The organism is Bacillus sp. N6, from assembly GCF_052805735.1.
This window is the reverse complement of record NZ_CM127843.1, coordinates 1,189,517-1,210,606: the sequence shown is the minus strand read 5'-3', so window position 1 is coordinate 1,210,606 and position 21,090 is coordinate 1,189,517. Positions and strand designations below refer to the sequence as shown.

Genomic DNA, 21,090 nt, shown 5'->3' with positions numbered 1-21,090 from the left:
CACTAAAAATCTGTTACAATTTAATTAGTGAAAGGCGGTGAAAATAATGCCTACAATTACTGCAAAAATACAAATCCATGTTTCCGATAATCAAGCTGAAAGTCTAAAGATAACAACGAACGCTTACCGCAAGGCTTGTAATTGGTTATCAAAACACATATTTGAAACAAAGAACCTTAATCAAGTAAATCTCAATAACTTATATTATTCTGATTTGCGAAATCAATTTAGGTTAAAAAGTCAAATGGCTCAATCTGTGATGAAAACTGTAATTGCTCGTTACAAGTCGGCTAAATCAAATGGACATGAATGGTCTTTGATTGACTTCAAACTTGCAGAATATGATTTAGTCTGGAATCGAGATTATTCACTAACCAAAAACCAATTTAGTGTAAACACGCTTGAAGGTCGCCTAAAACTAAATTATGAGCGTAAGGCTATGAAGAAATACTTCAACAGCACTTGGAAATTTGGTACTGCTAAATTAGTGCATAAGTACAAAAAGTGGTTCTTACATATCCCGATGACAAAAGAGTACCAAACATTAGATTTCGCAGATGTAAACAATATCGTTGGTGTTGATTTAGGAATCAACTTCCTTGCAACCACTTATGATAGTCAGGGCAAAACAACCTTCTACAACGGAAATATTGTTAAACATAAGCGTGGTAAATTTAAAGCTACTCGTAAGCAATTACAAACACGACAAACACCATCTTCTCGTAAGAAAATAAAACAAATTGGATCAAGAGAAAACCGTTATGTAACTGATGTAAACCATCAAATTACAAAGGCACTCGTTGAGGCATACCCTAGAGGTACTATGTTTGTTTTAGAAGACTTAACAGGGGTTCGTTCTGCGACAGAGAAAGTACGAGTGAAAAACCGCTATGTTTCTGTATCTTGGGCTTTCTATCAGTTCCGTCAAATGCTTGAGTATAAAGCTGAATTGAATGGACAAAAGGTAATTGTGGTAGACCCCAAATATACTTCCCAAACTTGCCCTAAGTGCGGAAACATTGAAAAAGCGAATCGTAATAAAAAGCTACACACTTTTAAGTGTAAAAATTGCCAATACCAATCAAATGATGACCGTATTGGTGCGATGAATCTACACCGTAAGGGAATTAAGCATATCAGTGTAGTTACCACAGGAGTATAGCTCTTGTGGTAGGGGCGAAGTCAACCGTCCTTATGCTCCACCATACTAAGGTAGGAGAGCATTGCTCGTTCGTACTACTGGGTAGGAATAAGCGTAGTTGCTCTCTATGAGGGTAGAAGCACTGTCGAACTCCGACAGACGCAAGCCCCCACTTCAAACGACCCGTAAGGGTGTTAAGTGGCGGGTTGTTGACTTAGTAGAAGCTTTTCATATTTAAAACATTATCCATTCATAAAAAAAATCCTCCTATGTTAGGAGGATTTTTAATTTCTCAACATATACCAAACAATAACCTCTACCACTACAAGCAAAACCGCACCAAAAATCATTAACGTCGTCTTCTTTAATAGTTCATTTTCACGGTAAGGGATATTACATAAGTAAGCACCTAGTGTAATCCGTGATGGACAAGCGATTGTCGCTACTGATGATGCGGTGTTTTGAAGTGTTGTGACATATTGCCACGGGAGTGCTACGTTTTGTGCGGTTTGCATTTGTAGTTTTATAAACATTGCATTTGATCCTGCGTTACTACCTGTTAAAAATCCACCAATAGCGCCAATAAACGGCGCAACGAAAACGAAAAATGTTCCAAATGTATCACCAGCTGTCTTTGCGAGTAATGAATGCATGCCTGATGCACCCATTAGTTCTGAAATGGCGATAAACATTGTCGTCGTAATCGCAAAAGGAATCCATTGTTTGATCGTTTGTGAGAGTGATTGTTTAATAATATTAGACGGGATGCGGAAGAAAATAATAGTAAATAAGCAAGTCATACCGAGCCAAAATCCTGGTGAATATAGTAACTCTAGTTTGTAAGAGTATGATTTCAAATCAAGAACCGCATATGATCTGAACAAATCATGTAATGCTGGAACGAGGCGAGAAAGTAAAATACAAACTGTTAGAAATATATAAGGGCTAATAATTTTTATAATGGATACTTCTCTCTCCGTTGCAGCCGCATGCTCTGTTATAAGATTTTGCCCACTTTTTCCTTTTAATTTAATGATAAAAAAGCCAAAGGTAATCGTAACGATAGAACTTAATATCCCGGCTAGTTCAACACTTACGTATGCATTAGAAAGATAGATTCCGAGAGAAAATAATAGAAAGAATCCTACTCCTTCTTTCCACTTTTCTATAACCGCTTGCCAGCCGCCAACAACGTGTAAAGAAAGAATAACGAAGTAAGCAAACATCGGAATACTTAATAGCGCTGTATTTGTGCCAAGTGTTGTAAGAGGCATATTTATTAGCTGCGAACCGATAATCGTACCAGTTGCCATTGCGCCCCATGAACTAGCTAGTAAGCCGATGAATGAGAGTAGTACAGCTTGAAATGGTTTATATCCTAGTGAAAGAAAAATAGGTGCTGCAACCATGAAGCCGATACCGAATCCACTTACTGATTCAATAAGCGGGCAAATGCCAAAACACATAAGCAGCATTTGTAATAAGCGATCCTGAGTAACTTCTTCTAGAAAACGTGCTACTTGATCGATGTACCCCATTTTGTTCATGAGGTGAAATAAAAAAATACCGAAAAATAAAACGTACCCGACAATAAAACAAATTAACCACCCTTTAATCGTTGCGTGCACAGTTTCACTTATCCCTAATTGAAACGTTGGCGAGAGTAAAACGATTCCAACACATACAGCATAAGAAATTAACGAAGACCTTAATGACGTTTGTTTAAATAAAAATAAACAAATGAAAATCATCATAATTGGGATAAGTGCCAACAATATGGCCATGTTATCATCTCATTTCGTTTAAAATACAATTTTTAACTATTATATAACAGATGCTATAATTTTCAATTGTTTTTAAAACAGATTCAAAAAAGGAACCAAACGGCTCCTTTTCATTCACTCCCATTTTCTATTATCCTGAAAAACTGTCTGCTTTCCGACTATTTCTTTCAACACAACAAACACAATGTAAGTACATATTGCTTGCAATATAATATTCCAAAATTTCATTAATGTAAATGAATGAATCCGTAGAAATAATTCGTTTAATAATACAATCGAAACGATACTAAATAATTCTATACTAATCGAAAATAGACATATTTCTAAAATAGACTGTTCTTGAATGCGATTTAAGTTGGAAAAGATGAATACATATCCTAAAAATAGAGCCATTAACTCTATTTTCGTCATGCTAATGAGCCAAGCGTATAATGGTACAGTTAAAAATAGATATAGTAATTTACGTCTTAGCATGCCTTCTCCCCCTCTGAATTATATGTATTTTCTGTATATTTTAACATTTATTACGCAAAACAAAAAGAAGAGACTACGCCTCTTCTTTTTGTTTTGTTGCATATATTAATTCACATATTTCTTCTCGCTTTTCAGTTTCTAAAAGCTCAATGATCTTACTTCCAACGACAACTCCGTCGCATATTGTAGCCATTTCTTCTACATGTTCTTTTGTTGAAATGCCGAATCCAGCGACTACTGGTAAGTTGACGTGTGATTTTACTTTTTCTAAGTAACTATGAATCTCCTCTTTAAAGTTTTGACGTACTCCCGTTACGCCCGCTACTGTAACAGCATAAACGAACCCTTCTGATTCACTCGTGATTTTTTCAATTCTTTCAATAGGACTCGTTACGGTAACGAGTGGAATGAGCGCAATGTTTGCCTCTCGAAGTAACGGCGCAATAATATTTTGTTCTTCATACGGTAAGTCTGGAACGATAATACCATCCACACCGGCCTCTAAGCACTTCTCTACAAATCGTTCTTTTCCGAATGCGAGTACTGGATTTAAATATGTCATGAGTACAAACGGAATTTGCACTTCTTTCCTTACCTCTATTAATGCTTGAAAAATACCTTTTACTGTTACACCGCTATCTAGCGCTCGTTTCCCTGCTCTTTGAATCGTTGGACCGTCTGCGACTGGATCCGAAAACGGAATGCCGATTTCAACGATGCTCGCTCCTGCTTCATCTAAAAAACGAATTCTTTCTTTTAATTTTTCAAAGCCACCATCTCCGCCCATTACGTACGGAATAAATGCTTTCTTACCATTTTCAAACGCTGCTTTAATTTTTTCTACTCCCATTTTTTACACCTCTTCCATATAACGTTTTATACTCTCTACATCTTTATCCCCGCGGCCAGATAAACAAATGACGAGCCCTTCGTCTGTCTTCATTTGCGGCGCTAATTTTAATGCGTATGCGACAGCATGTGAACTTTCTAACGCCGGGATAATGCCTTCTTTTTTCGTTAATAATTGAAATGCTTCTAATGCTTCTTCGTCTGTTATCGACTGATAAGAAACGCGGCCAATATCTTTTAGCAAACTATGTTCTGGACCAACACCTGGATAATCAAGTCCTGCTGAAATAGAGTGTGCTTCTTGAATTTGCCCTTCTTCATTTTGCAGAAGATACATCATTGATCCGTGTAAAACTCCAACGCTTCCTTTCGTTAAAGTTGCTGCATGCTTTTCTGTATGAACTCCTTTTCCAGCTGCTTCTACGCCGTAAAGAGCAACTTCTTCATCATGTACAAATGGATAAAACATTCCCATCGCGTTACTCCCACCACCAATGCAAGCAACAACTGCTTCTGGTAATTTCCCCTCTAATTCTTCATATTGTTTCTTCGTCTCATTCCCAATTACACTTTGGAAATCACGGACAATTTGCGGGAATGGATGTGGTCCGAGAACAGATCCCATAATGTAGTGCGTATCATGCACATGTGAAACCCAGTAACGAAGCGCCTCGTTTACTGCATCTTTTAATGTACCGCTACCTGCCGCTACACTTTCTACTTTCGCTCCGAGTAATTCCATTCGGAACACATTTAATTTTTGACGTCTTACATCTTCTTCTCCCATAAAAATGACGCATTCTAACCCGAGAAGAGCACATACAGTAGCTGTTGCAACTCCGTGTTGTCCAGCTCCTGTTTCAGCGACAACTTTTTTCTTACCCATTCGCACCGCAAGTAGTGCCTGACCAATTGTATTGTTAATTTTATGAGCTCCTGTATGATTCAAATCTTCACGTTTTAAATAAATCTTTGCACCTCCGCAATACTTCGTCAGATTTTCAGCGAAATAAAGCGGTGTTTCTCTTCCGACGTACGTTTTTAAATAATAATTTAATTCCTTTTGAAATGCCTCATCTTGCATCGCTTCTTTATATGCTTCTTCTAGTTCTAGTACAGATTGCATTAACGTTTCTGGAACGTATCGTCCTCCGTATATACCGTAATGTCCTTTTTCATCTGGATATGCGTAGTTCATTTGGAACACTCCTTCGCTTTTATAATAAATTGTTTTATTTTCTCTACATCTTTCTTTCCTTCTGTCTCTACTCCGCTGCTCACATCGACCATATAAGGCCGAACAGTTCGAATTGCTTCTTCTATATTAAGAGCGTTTAATCCACCAGCTAATATCGTTTTCTTTCGCAATTCTTTTGGTATATGCCCAAGTAGTTCCCATGAAAATGTCTTTCCATTTCCTCCATGAAACTTTTCTTTCGGGCTATCAAATAATATATAATCCGCTTCATACCCTTGGGCGTTTTTCATATCACTCTCTGAAGTTACTCCTAGCGATTTTACAGACGGAATATTCAATCTTCTAATTTGATGATTGTCTTCATCCCCATGTAGTTGTACATGTGTTAACCCACACTCATCTGCAATTTTCTGGATCACTTCTACTGATTCATTTACGAAAACACCGATTTTTAACACGTTGGCTGGAAGCTCCTGAATGATTTCTTTCGCTCTCTTTGGAGTGATTTTTCGTTTACTTTCTGCAAAAACAAATCCGAGTGCATCTGCGCCATATTCGCACGCACTTTTCGCTGTTTCCACATCAGTGATGCCGCAAATTTTCACTTTCATATATTCACCTTACAATCTTCAAAAAAACTACTAATAGAAGATGATGTCATAAGCGCCTCTCCAACTAATACACCTTTGGCTCCAGCTCTTTTAACACGAATAATATCTTCTTTTGAATGAATGCCACTTTCACTAATCCAAAGTAGTTTCTCCTCATTCAATCTTTTTCCAAGCTTTTCAGTTTGGCTTAAATCTACTTCGAACGTTTTTAAATTACGATTATTAATGCCAATAACGTGCGGATTTAATACAATCGCAGTTTCTAATTCCTGTTCATCATGAACTTCAACAATCGCTTCCAGTCCTTTTTCTAACACGTAGCTATACAACTCTTTTAACTTCTCTTTCGTTAACGCTGCTACGATTAGTAAAATAATATCTGCTCCCGCTTCATACGCTCTATCGATTTGAATCTTATCGATTATGAAATCTTTACATAAAAGCGGAATGTTACTTTCTTCTCTTGCTGTTTGTAAATCGTGAAACGATCCTTTAAAAAATTGACCATCTGTTAAAACAGATACTGCTCCTGCACCACATTTCTCATATTTTCCCACTTGTTTTCGTACGTCAACGTGTAAATTGATATCTCCTTTTGATGGTGATGCTCGCTTTACTTCTGCAATGACAGTAAACTGCTGTAACGCTTCTACAAGTGAATGTGTCTTTCTTTTTGTTTTTACTGGTGTATATATTTCATATAACTCCGCAACTTCCTTTTTCTTCTGTTCTACAATTTTATCTAAAATCGTCCCCACTTTAGTTCACCCTTTCTAATTTTTCGTTGCTTGCTACAATTAATAAGTTTAATTTGGCTAATGCTTTTCCAGAGTCAATGCTATGTGCCGCGAGTTTAATTCCTTCTTCAATCGTTTCCGTTTTTCCATTTGCAAAAAGAGCTAGACCTGCATTTAATAAAACGGTATCGCGATAAACACTCTTTTCTCCGCTCAATACGCCGACCGTAATCTTTGCATTTTCTTTTGAATTCCCTCCTCTAATCTCTTCATTTTTCACTCTTGAAAAACCATACTTTTCTGGATCAATACTCATTTCTACTATTTCATTATCTTTTAAAATGACAACATGATTCTCTCCTTGTAATGATGCTTCATCTAAAAATCCACTTCCGTTTACGACAAGCGCTTGTTTTCTTCCCAGCTTCTGTAATACTTGCGCAACTGGTAGTAACATATCTCGTTTATAAATGCCGACAAATTGTGTTTCTAAATTTACCGGATTTGTTAAAGGACCAATTAAGTTAAAAATTGTCGGCACATTCAATTCTTTTCTTATTTTCATAATGCGTCTTAATGCTGGGTGCATCGCTGGTGCGAATAAAAATGCGATGCCGACATGCTCTAATAAATAATCAATTTCGTTTGGCGTACTGCTAATATTTACACCTAATTCTTCTAATAAGTCCGCACTTCCTGTTTTACTAGAAACAGCTCGATTACCATGTTTTGCAACCTTTACGCCAGCTCCTGCCAGTACAAATGCCGATGTTGTACTAATATTAAACGTTTGGGCACCGTCACCCCCCGTTCCGCAATTGTCCATTGCTCCTTGTATATGGTTCGAAAACGGCAATGCCTTTTCGCGAAGAGCTCGAACAAGGCCGTATATTTCTTCTGCAGTTTCACCTTTCGCTTTCAGTAAGACTAAGAAAGCTGCAATTTCACTTTCTAATATGTTTTCACTTAATAAAAGTAGTCCTGCTCTATACATTTCCTCTTCTGTTAAATGTTGCCCCTCCACTAATTTACGAAGATAGTTATTCATACTCTTTCCTCCTCTTTTACTTCTGTTAAAAAGGCACGTATTAACTTTCCGCCTTCTTCTGTTGCGATTGATTCCGGATGAAACTGTAATCCGAAGAGCGGATAATAATTGTGACGGACTGCCATTATTTCTCCGTCGTCCATCGCTGTCGCTAATATGTCAAAACACTTTGGCAAGCTCGTTTGCTCTGCAACAAGGGAATGATAGCGCATTGCCGTTAGCGGCTGTGTAGCGTATGAAAAGATTGACGTTCCGTTATGTTTCACACGCGATGTTTTTCCGTGTTTAATACGTTCTGCTCTAACAATGTCTCCTCCAAATGCAGCTATGATCGCTTGGTGGCCTAGACAAATCCCTAATATGGGAACGTTCTTATAAAAATGGCGGATGACGTCGATACAAATGCCAGCATCCTCTGGTTTTCCTGGTCCTGGTGAAAGTACAATTCCTCTTGGATTCATCTCTTCTAACTGTTCTACCGTTATTTCATCATTTCTTACAACTACAATTTCTTCTTCATGTTCGCCTAACAGTTGGTACAAGTTATATGTGAACGAATCGTAATTATCGATAAGTACAATCATTTCATAACCTCCAAAAGCGCTCTCGCTTTATTTAATGTTTCTTCATATTCAGCTACTGGATCTGAATCGTAAACAATTCCTGCTCCTGCTTGAACGTATGCTTTTTCATCCTTTACGACCATCGTTCGAATGGCGAGCGCCATATCAAGTTTTCCTGAAAAACTAACGTATCCAACTGCTCCGGCGTATACATTTCTTTTTTCATTCTCTAGCTCATTTATAATTTCCATCGCTCTAATTTTCGGAGCTCCCGACACTGTTCCTGCTGGTAGACAATACGCTAACGCATCAAATCCACTCATTTGTTTTCGCAATGTTCCGTAAATTTCAGATACAATGTGCATAACGTGAGAGTATTTTTCTACTTTCATATATTTATCTATCGTAACCGAGCCGATTTCGCTCACTCTACCAATATCGTTTCGCCCAAGATCTACAAGCATCATATGCTCTGCTCGCTCTTTCTCATTGTCTAACAGTTCTTTTGCGATTTCCTCATCTTCCCTCTTCGTTTTCCCTCTCGGTCTTGTACCAGCAATTGGATTCGTCATCACTTTATTCTCTCTTACTGATAGCAAACTTTCCGGTGAAGAACCGAGTACAACATAATCTTGAAAATCGATATAGAACATATATGGTGATGGATTTGCAATTCGAAGTTTTCGGTATAACGCGAATGGATCACCAATACATTCACTTTGTAAACGCTGTGACAGTACGACTTGGAATATGTCTCCGGCTCTTATATGTTCTTTCGCCATTTCTACCATCTCACAAAACTCTTTTTCCGTTATAGAAGAAGTGAATGATAATGTGGATTGTATTGCATTTACTTCAGTTTCTTCTCCTTGTAGCACTTCCTCTTTGTATACTCGTAGCCTTTCGTATACTTCCTCATAATCTGCTGAATCATCTTCCCTGCATACATATACAAACGACAACCTTTGGCGTAAATGATCGTAAACGATAAACTCACGATATAGTAAGAGGTGTACTTCCGGAATATTTAATGGGTCGTGTAAATCCGCTCCAATGTTTTCATACTGCCGAATGACATCATATCCAATATAACCAACTGCTCCTCCGCAAAATGGAAATGGGCTGTCTACTTGTGATGGTGCGATTATTTCTTCTAACACTTGTAGTACGTTACCTTGTAACTTTTCTGCCCGGCCGAAAATCGTTCGTTCTACTTCCGTACCAACGCTTTTTACTTCTCCATAAGGATTACATCCTAAGTAAGAATAACGCCCTTTATCTTGATGAAGCTGTGAACTTTCTAATAAAAATTTCTTCTTTCCTTTCATACGTCTATATAAAGAAATTGGCGTAATGCTATCTCCTTCTTCTTCAGTAATTACTAAAAATGTCTTTCTCTCTTTTTTTTGTTTTATAAATTCTTCTTTCGTCATCATGTCCTTCACCTCACTCTGAAAAATAAAAAAGTCCCCTACATATCGAAAATATGTAGAGGACGATAAATATACCGCGGTACCACCTCGTGTTGGATGCAAAAGCATCCCGCTTTGTTCAGGTACAAATTTTATACCTTATCCTTGTAACGGCGGAACCCGGGTTGCCTACTAAAAATAATTGTTCAGCATACCTCTCGTAAGCCCATTCCGTATATGGCACCGTACCGGGCTCCCACCTATTCCCGGCTCTCTGTAACGTCTCCAATATACGTACTCTTCTTACTTAAACGATTTCATTTATTTAATTTTTTATACACAAAAAGGGAGTACTCATCCTATAGAAAGGACGGGTACTCCCGTGGTGCCACCTTAATTCGTTACAAATGTAACGCACTTTACCGTATCAAAAACAATACGTGTCTCTTGTATCGATGAGATCATGTCGCCAAAGCCTACTTCTTTCGTTTCGGTTTGGAAGCTCCGAAGCCCATTCCACATCAATTCCATACTGATTCGCACCAACCATCAGCTCTCTGACATGTTCATCATGTGTACTCTTCTTCATCAACGCTTGCATTTTTTTAAGTTGCACTCATTATAGACCTGACTTTTTTCACAAGTCAATACTTTTTTAAAAATTTTATTTTTCTTTCCTTTCAATATTATATTGACAAAACAACCTCTTTTTATGTAAATATAATAAATACTCTATTAAAAATAAGGTTTTTTGTATGAATATTATATATTAAAAAAGTAAAATGACATCAAAAAACGCTTACATTTCTGAAAATTCGTATTTCTATATGGATTTTTCAGAATAATCATGATAGATTATAAAGTGAAACTTTAATCAGTAGAGGGGGTTCATCCCCACTGATTATTAGTTGAACCAATCGGGCATTTACGGACAGTTGATCTCCCACCTAACTTCCTTGCCCAGCCAATTTTAAGGTGGGGGGTTTACTGCCTGTTAATGCGGGATAAATATGCATAACGCATCAAAAGACCTGACAAAAGAAAGGGGAACTACATGAGTACGCAGATGTTAACTTTAACTTCTATCTCTATTTACATGCTCGGGATGTTAGTAATCGGCTATTTCGCCTACAAACGAACGTCCAACTTAACAGATTATATGCTTGGCGGGCGTACACTAGGCCCCGCAGTAACAGCATTAAGTGCTGGAGCATCCGATATGAGTGGTTGGCTTTTAATGGGATTACCCGGTGCAATGTTTAGCGTTGGATTAAGTAGTAGTTGGATTGCGATCGGCCTAACACTAGGCGCATACGCAAACTGGCTTTATGTCGCTCCTCGCTTACGTACCTACTCAGAAATTGCAAACAACTCTATTACTATTCCAGAATTTTTGGAACACCGTTTCCACGACAAATCTCATATGCTACGCTTAGTATCCGGACTTGTTATTATGATTTTCTTTACTTTTTATGTAGCTTCAGGATTAGTTTCAGGCGCTGTATTATTTGAAAATTCATTTGGCATGAACTATCATGTTGGATTATTCATTGTTGCAGGCGTTGTTGTCGCTTACACATTATTTGGTGGTTTCTTAGCAGTAAGTTGGACAGACTTCGTACAAGGAATCATTATGGTGGTCGCTCTTATTCTTGTTCCTATCGTAACAATTATGAATTCGAACGGACTTGGACCTGCATTTGATACAATTCGATCTGTAGATCCAACACGTCTAGATATTTTTAAAGGTGCCTCTACTTTAGGAATGATTTCTCTATTCGCATGGGGCCTTGGTTATGTCGGACAACCTCATATTATCGTACGCTTTATGGCAATTTCTTCTGTAAAAGAACTTAAAAGTGCACGAAGAATTGGTATGAGCTGGATGATTTTCTCTGTTGTTGGAGCTATGTTTACTGGTCTTATTGGTATTGCTTACTATTCACAACAAGAGTTAACATTATCTAATCCAGAAACAATTTTCCTTGAACTTGGAAAAATTTTATTCCACCCACTTATTACTGGATTTTTATTAGCCGCTATTTTAGCAGCGATCATGAGTACAATCTCATCTCAGTTACTCGTTACTTCTAGTGCCGTAACGGAAGACTTATATCGTACATTCTTCAAACGTTCTGCATCTGATAAAGAACTTGTATTTGTCGGTCGTATGGCTGTGCTTGTTATTGCCTTAGTTGGGTGCGCTTTAGCGTTTAAACAAAATGATACGATTTTAGCTCTTGTTGGGTACGCTTGGGCTGGTTTTGGTTCTTCATTTGGACCTGCTATTTTATTAAGCTTATATTGGAAACGTATGACGAAATGGGGCGCGCTTGCTGGTATGATTTCTGGTGCCGCTACTGTTATTATATGGACTCAATTCAAATTCTTAAAAGATTTCTTATATGAAATGATTCCAGGTTTCGCTATTAGTTTACTAGCCATCGTAATTGTTAGTTTACTAACACAACCTTCAAAAGAAGTTGAAGAGCAATTTGAGGATTTCGAAAAACAACATCGTCATAATTTATAAAAAAAATCTCTGCTGTTATCGTAACAGCAGAGATTTTTTACAGTTCGACAATCTTCTTATCAAATTTAACAAATTCTTTATGTTTCGTTAAATTTAACATAACACTACTCCTTTATAGTATGAGTATCAGCACTTATACAGAAAGGGGACTCCAACATGTTAGCAGCTTTCCAGCAACAACAAACACGAAAATTTTCACCTATCACAAATACTTCTGCGTCTTGTTTAAACATGCAACCTAACCCGCCTAAAATTTCAATTGCTCCTTCTGTTATTTCAGTCATCGGTGTTCATATGGAAAAACATAAATTAAAAATAAAAACGGGACAAAACATTGTGTTATCAGCTTCCATTTTGCCAATACAAGCAACGCATAAAGAGCTTATTTGGTCAAATATGAATTCTGATATCATCACCATATATCCAAAAGGCGACACCGTGACAATTACTGGAAAAAGCGCAGGTAGAGCAGTCGTAATTGTCACAACTGCTGAAGGCAAATTCCGTGACCTATGTGTCATTCATGTACAACCTTATATGACAAATCCAAAGTAAAAGAGTGGCTTTGTAGCCACTCTTTTACTTGATTTCAATATTTGAGTTTTTACTTTTTACAAGATTAATAAATTGTTCTTTATTTCTTGGAGAAATAATTTCTGCTTTATATGTATCGTAAACAATTTCAAGTCGGTCAAATGATAATGCATGGGCTGCTATTGGATTTTTCGTATTTGAAATTTGTTTTATATCTCGTATAAAAATACGTTTTTTAATAAAACCTGACCTAATGATAATCATTTCCTCTTCCACAATATATTTGGTTGAAAACCACCCAAAAATAAATACTATGGCTAACGGAATCGTAAAAAATAAAAGAAAATATTCTCTCTCTGCAAATATAGGAGCAAAACACGCTCCTATGACAACAAAAAAAATCGGATATAACCATACATCTTTTTTTGATGGAAATTCCACTAAACTTTCCCCCTCTTGATTTAAGTCAATGAATCTCCTCCTCTTCCCTATTACAATGAAAACAATATTAGAAAAGGAGGACGTATTATGACTGAACGAAAGTACGCCTTATTTGCTGGCACCTCTCTTCTTGTTATGGCATTCATTGCATTTTTTTCTTACGGTTTTGTTCATGGAAATCTCGTTGTACAAGGAGATGCGAGTACAACATTCCATAATATCCAAACTTCAAATTCACTTTTCAAAGCAGAAATCTTCGGATGGATTACCATTTTTATTACTGATATTGTCGCCGCATGGGCTCTTTATTTCTTTCTAAAACCAATTCATACTAGCCTCTCATTACTAGCAGCTTGGCTTCGTCTTATGTATACAGCTATACTTGGGATTGCAATATTCAATCTAATATTGGCATTGTTGCTTTCAAAAAATACAATTGCGAATCCAGAAACATATACGATGTTGTTTCTCAGTGCATTCGAATACATTTGGTCTGTAGGATTGATCATTTTTGGATTGCATCTTTTCGTTTTAGGATATGTAGCTTTTCTCTCTAAACAGATACCAAAGTTTATTAGTATACTGCTGTTCATTGCTGCTACCGGTTATATGCTAATTCACGTTATGAATACAATGTTTACACAATACGATACAATGATTTCAATCATACAATCACTATTCCAATTACCTATGATTGCAGGTGAATTAGGACTTGCGATATGGCTACTATTGAAAGGTGGTAAACACTCTAATTAAGCCGTTTCTTAATTCTACTTAATGATTCTGGTGTCATGCCAAGATAGCTTGCTAGCTGATATTGTGGAACGCGATTAATTAAATACGGGCGTTTCCGTAACAATGTTTTATATCGCTCTTCTGGTGTCGATGAGATAAATACAGCAAGTTCATCTTGTACTTCACCGAAATTGTACTCGATCATTTTACGCGTCATTTCTTCTAATTGTGAATACTTATTATACATGTCCTTTTCACTATGTAGATCACCAACAACTACAGTACAATCTTCTAAACACGTTAACGTATATGATGAAGATTTATCTTGTTTATGATGATTGAAATTCGAAATTGCCTGTTCTTCTGTATAAAAATTTGATGTAACTTCTTTCCCTGCTTCATCTATACTATGTTGCCTAACACATCCTTTTAATACAAAATAACATTTTAACGGAACATTTCCTTGTCTTAGGAGTACTGTTCCTTTTTTATATTCTTCAATTTGTAATTCACTGAGGATCATTTGCTGCTCTTCTTCACTTAATGTTGTAAGATTCTTCATATACTTCTTTAATATCTCTGCCATTTCCCTCCCCCTTCTACGCCCGTATTTCTAAAAAAAAAAGAGAAGTATCACAACTTCTCTTTTCTCCCCTAACACTATAATTCCTGTGTATACACCGGCTCGTTTACGACATTTTTTGATGTTCGCTTTTGTTGCTGCAGTAAGAAAACAGATACACCAAACAATACGAGCATGCTACCGATAATTTGCATTGCATTTAATTTTTCTCCAAGTAAGAAGAACGCAAGTATAGATGCTCCAACAGGTTCTCCTAAAATACTCATTGAAATTGTCGTTGCATTTACATAATTTAATAGCCAGTTATTAATTACATGTGACACTGTCGGCACAACCGCAAGTAAAAGAAAAACGGTCCAATCCCACTTCGTATAACCTGTAAAGGGTACTTGCAATATGACATTATAAATCCCCATAAAAAGACCTGCGAATGCAAAGACTGTAAAGCTATAAATCCAGTGTGATACTTTCTTTACTGTCGTTTGCCCGATAAATAAATAACCGACAACTGCTATTACACTTAGAAAGGATAATATGTCTCCATAAATTGCTTGCTTACTTAAACCTAAATCTCCCCAACCAATGCACATTACGCCTAGAATAGCGATTCCCATCGTTGCAATGGCTGAATATGTTGTTCTTTCTTTGAACAGAAAAAAACCTCCAACTAAAGATACGATCGGTTGAAGTGCCAAAATAATTGTTGAACTAGCAACTGTTGTATGCTTTAAAGATTCAAACCATAAAAGAAAATGAAGTGCTAAAAAGAAACCAGATCCAATTAAAAAGCCCCAATCTTTCATTTGAATCCTATTAAATTCCTCTCTTTTTTTCCATACGATAGGCAGCATAATAAGTACGATAATCCATAAGCGGTACATACTTAATATTGAAGATGGTGCTGAGGACATCTTTACAAAAACTGCTGCAAAGGAAATAGCAATTATAGAAATAGCCAATGGTAGTGCGATTGATTTTTCTTGTTTCAAATCCTGTCTCCCCTCTCACCTGTCAAAAATCCCACTTCATTATATCCGTTTTCTTTCGTAACTTAAATACTAATTTTTTAGATTCTTCGTACCATTATGGTAAAATAGAAATTAAGGCACCAATTAGTGAATATTTATTTCCTTTTTCACTACAAGCGTCGCTCTTACAATCGTTACAGTAAATTTTTATTTAGGGGGATCTACATGAGTCAAACAATAGGGAGAATTGAAGAAATTTCATTTTATAGCGCATCACTTCAAGAAGACGTTACGCTTCTCGTTTATTTGCCAGTAAATTACACACCACTGCACAAACATACAGTTGTAATTGCACAAGATGGTAGAGATTATTTTCAGCTTGGTAAAGCGCACCGTGTAATTGAGCGCCTTCGTGAAACTGAAGAAATTGACCGTACAATTATTGTCGGTATTCCATATAAAAATGTACAGGATCGTAAAGAAAAATATTTCCCAAGTGAAGTGAAAAATGCTGCATATATTCGTTTCCTTGCTCATGAACTTGCACCATATATTGATGAAAATTATCCAACGTACCAAATGGGAAAAGGTCGTGTTTTAATTGGTGATTCTCTTGGCGGAACAGTTTCCTTTATGACTGCACTTATGTATCCGCATACATTCGGTAAAGTCGTTATGCAATCACCATTTGTGGATGAGACAGTGATGAACTTAGCAAAAGACTTCAAAGATCCACAAGCATTAGAACTGTATCACGTCATTGGTACAGAAGAAACGGCTGTAAAGCGTACTGATGGACAAGTATCTGATTTCGTAGAACCAAACCGTGAGTTAAATACACTTCTCACAGATAGAAATTTCATTACGCATTACGAGGAGTTTGAAGGTAATCATACTTGGAAATATTGGCAAACTGATTTACCGAAAGCCTTCTCTCATATTCTATCAATGAAATAATAGAGAGCAGTATTCAGAATAATTTGATATAATAGATAAAGAGATTTATTTATCTCAAAATCTAACTAGACTTACAAAGGGAGGAATTGGAACATGAAATTAGGCATTGTAATTTTTCCATCTAAAATGATTCAAGATAAAGCGAACGGATTGCGTAAGCGTTATGACCCGCACTACGCATTAGTTCCGCCACATATTACATTGAAAACACCCTTTGAGACGCAAGATGAACAATTAGAATCGATTGTAAACGAGCTACATACAATCGCAGGTAAAACGAATCCTTTCACCCTTCATGTTGGGAAAGTTGGTTCATTCGCACCTGTTAATAACGTCCTTTATTTTAAAGTAGAAAAAACACCTGAACTTACTTTCTTAAATGAAGAAATGCATGGCGGGTTATTCACACAAGAACGCGAATATGCTTTCGTACCTCACTTAACAATCGGACAAGGCTTATCAGATGCAGAGCATGCTGATGTATTGGGTCGATTACGTATGAAAGATTTCTATTATGAACAACCAATTGATCGTTTCCATCTTCTATATCAATTAGAAAATGGAACATGGACTGTACACGAAACATTCCACCTTGGAAAGGGGAACAACTAATTTGCACGCACAGATTGTACAAACGGACGAACAACTAAGAGATGCATTCTCTGTACGTAAACAAGTGTTTGTAAATGAACAACGTGTCTCTGCTGAAGAAGAGTACGATGAGTTTGAAGAAACTTCAACACACGTTGTTATATATGACAATGATGTTCCAGTTGGTGCTGGACGTTTTCGCACCCTTGATGGTATAGGGAAAATGGAACGCATTTGCGTGCTAGGTTCCCATCGTAAAAAAGGTATCGGAAAAATTGTTATGGATGCGCTTGAAGCGTATGCAAAAGAAAATTCGCTACCAAAATTGAAACTTCATGCTCAAACACATGCTGAAGATTTCTATAAAAAACTTGGCTATGTAACGAGTTCTGATGTATTTATGGAAGCAAATATCCCGCACGTCGTAATGATAAAAGAATTGTAATTTGAAAGCAGGAGGTGACCCCTCCTGTTTTTTACATTGCTATTTTCTTTTTCTTCCGCTAAAGTTAAATGTTGATGCTATAGTTTTGAAGGTGAACATATGACACAAGAAAAATTTTCACAAAAATCGTTAACACACGCCGATATCCCGCGTGCGACATATCATATTCCGAAAACATCTACCCATTTAATTATGGAAGAAGATGTAGATGCGGCTTATTTCCGCGCTCTCGAACAACAAAATGTTTTTTTAAATGAAAAACAATTAGAAGCCGTGCGCACAACAGAAGGCCCTGTTCTCACACTAGCTGGTGCTGGAAGCGGGAAAACATCTGTTTTAACAACTCGCGTTGGTTATTTAGTAAATGTAAAACAAGTTCATCCACGAAATATTTTATTACTTACATTTACACAAAAAGCAGCTGAAGAAATCCGAAGTCGTGTTGCGAAGTTACCAGGTATGAATCATGCAGCAAGTAGCTATGTTGTTGCTGGTACATTCCACTCTGTTTTCTTAAAATTGCTTCGTAGTCAAGGGTATAATCAGCAAATTTTAGCAAATGAAAAACATAAACAAATTATGATAAAGAAAATCTTAAAAGAATTGCGTTTAAAAGACGATTACGATGCGGAAACGATACTCGCGATGATTTCACTTGAGAAAAACAAATTAAATCGTCCGAAAGATGTAAAAGCGAAAACACCAGTGGAACAAGAATTTAAAGAAGTATATGAACGTTTTGAAGAAGTAAAACAACGATACAATTATATTGATTTCGATGACATCTTATTGGAAACATATTATATGTTAGAAAATAATGCTCCTTTACTAACTCAATTACAACAACGTTTTCACTACATTGAAGTAGATGAGTTTCAAGATACATCGTATGCACAATATGAAATTGTAAAATTGTTAGCCACACCAAGAAATAATTTGTTCATCGCAGGTGATGATGATCAAGCTATCTATGGCTGGCGAGGGGCAAGTCACCAAATTATTTTATCTTTTCCAAAAGAATTTGATAACACAACAATTATTGCACTAAATACGAATTATCGATCCAATCCCTTTATCGTCGGGCTTGGAAATGAAGTTATAAAATTAAATCAAGAACGTTTTGATAAAGAGCTATACTCCGTTCGGGAGGAAGGTGTACAACCTTTTTATGCAAGACCTGCTACGACTCTTGATGAAGCAAATCAAATTTTACAGCTCATTCAAGAAAAAGTGGATAGCGGTGAACGAAATTATAAAGATTTTTGTTTACTGTATCGCACACATTCTGTAAGCCGTTCGTTACTTGATCAGCTTACCATTCATAAAATCCCGTTTATTAAACACGGGGCGAGCCAATCATTTTATGAACATTCTTTAATTAAGCCTGTATTAGATCATTTAAGACTCGTGATTGAGCCGTTTCGACTAGAATCACTTTCAAACATATTGCCGACGATGTATATCGGACGTGATGATTGTATTTCATTTATTGAGCGTGAACAATGGAAATATGGTGAAGGCCGTTTTCCTTCTCTTCTTCATTTCTTATTATTAAATCCGAGCTTAAAACCTTTTCAAGTGAAAAAGGTAAATGAGCGTATTGATTTTATTAAATTTATTAAAGAATTAGAACCGAAAAAAGCATTAAAAGAAATCATTCATGGTAAAGGAAAATATTTAGAGTACTTACAAAGTAACGATCGCTCTTCCTTTACGATGCATAAAGACATACAAGAAGAAATGTTGGAAGAATTAATGGAGTCTGCAACTCGTTTCACCGATATTCCAGCTTATTTACAATTTATTGACGAAGCGATTCAAGGTCAAAAAGAAATGGAAGCATTAAAAACAATGCCGCAAAAAGATGCAGTTTCACTTATGTCAATTCATAACGCAAAAGGCCTTGAATTTCCATGTGTCTTTTTACTTGGAGCGAGTGATGGGATCCTGCCGCATACTTCTTCTTTAAAAGATGCAAATGATCGTGTTACGGAAACTTCTGAAGCATTAGAAGAAGAACGCCGATTACTTTATGTCGCCATTACACGTGCGAAAGAAGAACTTTACATTTCTTCTCCGCAATTTTTCAGAGGAAAGAAATTAGATATATCTCGTTTTTTATATACTGTGCGAAAAGATTTACCTGAAAAGACATCCACTAAATAAGGATGTCTTTTTTTATAATGCGTTATGTACATCCCTCCTATATAAATTCCTTATTTTTATCATAAGAATTAACGTAATATCAACCATATCCCACTCATATTGTAATAGTGTATGTCAGAACTCACGAGAAGGAGTGAACATAATGAGCTGCAATTGTAATGAAGATCATCAACATGAGTGTGATTTCAACTGTGTATCGAATGTTGTTCGTTTTATACATGAACTACAAGAATGTGCAACGACAACATGTGGATCTGGTTGCGAAGTTCCATTTTTAGGTGCACATAACAATGCATCAGTAGCTAATACACGTCCTTTTATTTTATACACAAAAACTGGAGAACCTTTTGAAGCATTTGCACCATCTTCAAGCCTTACTAGTTGCCGATCTCCTATTTTCCGCGTAGAAAGTATAGATGATGATGACTGTGCTGTATTGCGTGTATTAACTGTAGTTTTAGGTGATGGTACCGCTGTACCACCTGGTGACGACCCAATCTGTACGTTTTTAGCTGTACCAAATGCAAGACTAATATCAACCTCCACTTGCATTACTGTTGATTTAAGTTGCTTCTGCGCGATTCAATGCTTACGCGATGTTTCTATATAAAACTAAATACTGATTTAAGCATGGATTGGGTGGCAGAATTATCTGCCACCCAATCCATGCTTAAAGAGTATTATTATGTAAATTTCTTAAAATTGGGAACTTGTCTAGAACATAGAACCTGTCCTTTTCATTAACTGAAAGTAGAAACAGATAAAGGAGTGAAAAACATGTTCTCTTCTGATTGCGAATTTACTAAAATTGATTGTGAGGCGAAGCCAGCTAGTACACTACCTGCCTTTGGTTTTGCTTTCAATGCTTCTGCACCTCAGTTTGCTTCACTATTTACACCACTATTATTACCTAGCGTAAGTCCAAATCCAAATATTACTGTTCCTGTAATCAACGATACAGTAAGTGTCGGAGATGGCATTCGAATTCTACGAGCTGGTATTTATCAAATCAGTTATACATTAACAATTAGTCTTGATAACGTACCTACTGCACCAGAAGCTGGTCGTTTCTTCTTATCATTAAATACGCCAGCTAACATTATTCCTGGATCAGGTACAGCAGTTCGTTCTAACGTTATTGGTACTGGTGAAGTAGATGTATCCAGTGGTGTTATTCTTATTAACTTAAATCCTGGTGACTTAATTCAAATTGTGCCAGTTCAGTTAATTGGAACTGTAGACATCCGCGCAGCAGCATTAACAGTTGCACAAATTAGTTAGTAAAAAGCGGTATTTCTAATACAGAAATACCGCTTTTTA

General features: G+C 36.6%; 22 protein-coding genes and 2 other annotated features. Of the genes, 10 read left to right on the top strand and 12 right to left on the bottom strand.

The window, feature by feature from the left end; translation table 11 throughout:
* Positions 1 to 46: 46 nt before the first annotated feature.
* Complete coding sequence (locus ACUXVC_RS06260; RefSeq protein ID WP_001142359.1) at positions 47 to 1,162, top strand: RNA-guided endonuclease InsQ/TnpB family protein; 1,116 nt, start codon at positions 47 to 49, stop codon at positions 1,160 to 1,162.
* Between the two features lie 263 nt (positions 1,163 to 1,425).
* Here the strand turns inward: ACUXVC_RS06260 and ACUXVC_RS06255 are convergent, their stop codons facing one another.
* From ACUXVC_RS06255 to trpE, 9 genes are all read right to left on the bottom strand, one after another.
* On the bottom strand, positions 1,426 to 2,925 hold the full coding sequence (locus ACUXVC_RS06255; protein ID WP_098976213.1) for an L-lactate permease: 1,500 nt from the start codon (positions 2,923 to 2,925) through the stop codon (positions 1,426 to 1,428).
* Positions 2,926 to 3,039: 114 nt separating this feature from the next.
* Positions 3,040 to 3,399, bottom strand: a complete 360-nt coding sequence (locus ACUXVC_RS06250; protein ID WP_000946131.1) for a DUF4029 domain-containing protein — start codon at positions 3,397 to 3,399, stop codon at positions 3,040 to 3,042.
* Positions 3,400 to 3,472: 73 nt separating this feature from the next.
* Positions 3,473 to 4,249: a tryptophan synthase subunit alpha gene (gene trpA / locus ACUXVC_RS06245; RefSeq protein ID WP_095691217.1), complete on the bottom strand. Its 777-nt coding sequence runs from the start codon at positions 4,247 to 4,249 to the stop codon at positions 3,473 to 3,475.
* Between the two features lie 3 nt (positions 4,250 to 4,252).
* Positions 4,253 to 5,446, bottom strand: coding sequence for a tryptophan synthase subunit beta (gene trpB, locus ACUXVC_RS06240; RefSeq protein WP_095691218.1), 1,194 nt, complete (start codon positions 5,444 to 5,446; stop codon positions 4,253 to 4,255).
* A complete protein-coding gene (locus ACUXVC_RS06235; RefSeq protein ID WP_095691219.1) occupies positions 5,443 to 6,057 on the bottom strand; it encodes a phosphoribosylanthranilate isomerase in 615 nt (204 codons plus the stop codon). The genes trpB and ACUXVC_RS06235 overlap by 4 nt, the downstream gene beginning before the upstream one ends.
* Positions 6,054 to 6,815 (bottom strand): indole-3-glycerol phosphate synthase TrpC, encoded by a 762-nt coding sequence (gene trpC / locus ACUXVC_RS06230; RefSeq protein WP_089170623.1) that lies wholly within the window; start codon positions 6,813 to 6,815, stop codon positions 6,054 to 6,056. Before trpC ends, ACUXVC_RS06235 begins: the two co-directional genes overlap by 4 nt.
* Position 6,816: 1 nt before the next feature.
* Complete coding sequence (gene trpD / locus ACUXVC_RS06225; protein ID WP_089170622.1) at positions 6,817 to 7,842, bottom strand: anthranilate phosphoribosyltransferase; 1,026 nt, start codon at positions 7,840 to 7,842, stop codon at positions 6,817 to 6,819.
* Positions 7,839 to 8,426 (bottom strand): aminodeoxychorismate/anthranilate synthase component II, encoded by a 588-nt coding sequence (locus tag ACUXVC_RS06220; RefSeq protein WP_098976214.1) that lies wholly within the window; start codon positions 8,424 to 8,426, stop codon positions 7,839 to 7,841. The genes trpD and ACUXVC_RS06220 overlap by 4 nt, the downstream gene beginning before the upstream one ends.
* A complete protein-coding gene (gene trpE / locus ACUXVC_RS06215) occupies positions 8,423 to 9,841 on the bottom strand; it encodes an anthranilate synthase component I (protein WP_141558550.1) in 1,419 nt (472 codons plus the stop codon). Before trpE ends, ACUXVC_RS06220 begins: the two co-directional genes overlap by 4 nt.
* Positions 9,842 to 9,893: 52 nt before the next feature.
* Positions 9,894 to 10,138, bottom strand: a binding site (T-box leader).
* Between the two features lie 42 nt (positions 10,139 to 10,180).
* Positions 10,181 to 10,418, bottom strand: a binding site (T-box leader).
* A 453-nt stretch (positions 10,419 to 10,871) separates the two neighbouring features.
* Between trpE and putP the strand changes: the two genes are divergently transcribed.
* Positions 10,872 to 12,350 (top strand): sodium/proline symporter PutP, encoded by a 1,479-nt coding sequence (gene putP / locus ACUXVC_RS06210; RefSeq protein ID WP_000107210.1) that lies wholly within the window; start codon positions 10,872 to 10,874, stop codon positions 12,348 to 12,350.
* Positions 12,351 to 12,506: 156 nt separating this feature from the next.
* Positions 12,507 to 12,905: an Ig-like domain-containing protein gene (locus ACUXVC_RS06205; RefSeq protein WP_075718265.1), complete on the top strand. Its 399-nt coding sequence runs from the start codon at positions 12,507 to 12,509 to the stop codon at positions 12,903 to 12,905.
* Between the two features lie 24 nt (positions 12,906 to 12,929).
* Here ACUXVC_RS06205 and ACUXVC_RS06200 read toward each other — a convergent pair whose 3' ends face one another.
* Entirely contained in the window at positions 12,930 to 13,325 is a 396-nt protein-coding gene (locus tag ACUXVC_RS06200) for a PH domain-containing protein (RefSeq protein ID WP_075718263.1), read from the bottom strand.
* A gap of 87 nt (positions 13,326 to 13,412) precedes the next feature.
* Between ACUXVC_RS06200 and ACUXVC_RS06195 the strand changes: the two genes are divergently transcribed.
* Positions 13,413 to 14,081, top strand: coding sequence for a DUF4386 domain-containing protein (locus ACUXVC_RS06195; protein ID WP_089170618.1), 669 nt, complete (start codon positions 13,413 to 13,415; stop codon positions 14,079 to 14,081).
* Here ACUXVC_RS06195 and ACUXVC_RS06190 read toward each other — a convergent pair.
* Together ACUXVC_RS06190 and ACUXVC_RS06185 are read right to left on the bottom strand one after the other, a co-directional pair.
* Positions 14,074 to 14,646: a Crp/Fnr family transcriptional regulator gene (locus tag ACUXVC_RS06190; protein ID WP_075718259.1), complete on the bottom strand. Its 573-nt coding sequence runs from the start codon at positions 14,644 to 14,646 to the stop codon at positions 14,074 to 14,076. The genes ACUXVC_RS06195 and ACUXVC_RS06190 overlap by 8 nt on opposite strands.
* Before the next feature lie 74 nt (positions 14,647 to 14,720).
* Complete coding sequence (locus ACUXVC_RS06185) at positions 14,721 to 15,632, bottom strand: DMT family transporter (RefSeq protein WP_016082441.1); 912 nt, start codon at positions 15,630 to 15,632, stop codon at positions 14,721 to 14,723.
* A gap of 204 nt (positions 15,633 to 15,836) precedes the next feature.
* Between ACUXVC_RS06185 and ACUXVC_RS06180 the strand changes: the two genes are divergently transcribed.
* The 6 genes from ACUXVC_RS06180 (at position 15,837) to exsF (ending at position 21,051) form a co-directional block, all read left to right on the top strand.
* The gene (locus ACUXVC_RS06180) at positions 15,837 to 16,568 is read left to right on the top strand and encodes an alpha/beta hydrolase (protein ID WP_000084015.1); all 732 of its coding nucleotides are present in this window, start codon (positions 15,837 to 15,839) and stop codon (positions 16,566 to 16,568) included.
* A gap of 93 nt (positions 16,569 to 16,661) precedes the next feature.
* Positions 16,662 to 17,180: a YjcG family protein gene (locus ACUXVC_RS06175; RefSeq protein WP_000765871.1), complete on the top strand. Its 519-nt coding sequence runs from the start codon at positions 16,662 to 16,664 to the stop codon at positions 17,178 to 17,180.
* Between the two features lies 1 nt (position 17,181).
* Positions 17,182 to 17,604, top strand: a complete 423-nt coding sequence (locus ACUXVC_RS06170; protein ID WP_000543305.1) for a GNAT family N-acetyltransferase — start codon at positions 17,182 to 17,184, stop codon at positions 17,602 to 17,604.
* 99 nt (positions 17,605 to 17,703) lie between these two features.
* Positions 17,704 to 19,770, top strand: coding sequence for an ATP-dependent helicase (locus tag ACUXVC_RS06165; protein WP_000191194.1), 2,067 nt, complete (start codon positions 17,704 to 17,706; stop codon positions 19,768 to 19,770).
* Positions 19,771 to 19,912: 142 nt separating this feature from the next.
* Positions 19,913 to 20,380 carry a spore coat protein CotY gene (gene cotY / locus ACUXVC_RS06160; protein WP_001277719.1) on the top strand — a complete coding sequence of 156 codons (468 nt, stop codon included), beginning with the start codon at positions 19,913 to 19,915 and terminating at the stop codon, positions 20,378 to 20,380.
* A 167-nt stretch (positions 20,381 to 20,547) separates the two neighbouring features.
* Positions 20,548 to 21,051, top strand: a complete 504-nt coding sequence (gene exsF, locus ACUXVC_RS06155) for an exosporium protein ExsF (RefSeq protein WP_000492943.1) — start codon at positions 20,548 to 20,550, stop codon at positions 21,049 to 21,051.
* The last annotated feature ends 39 nt before the right edge of the window (positions 21,052 to 21,090 follow it).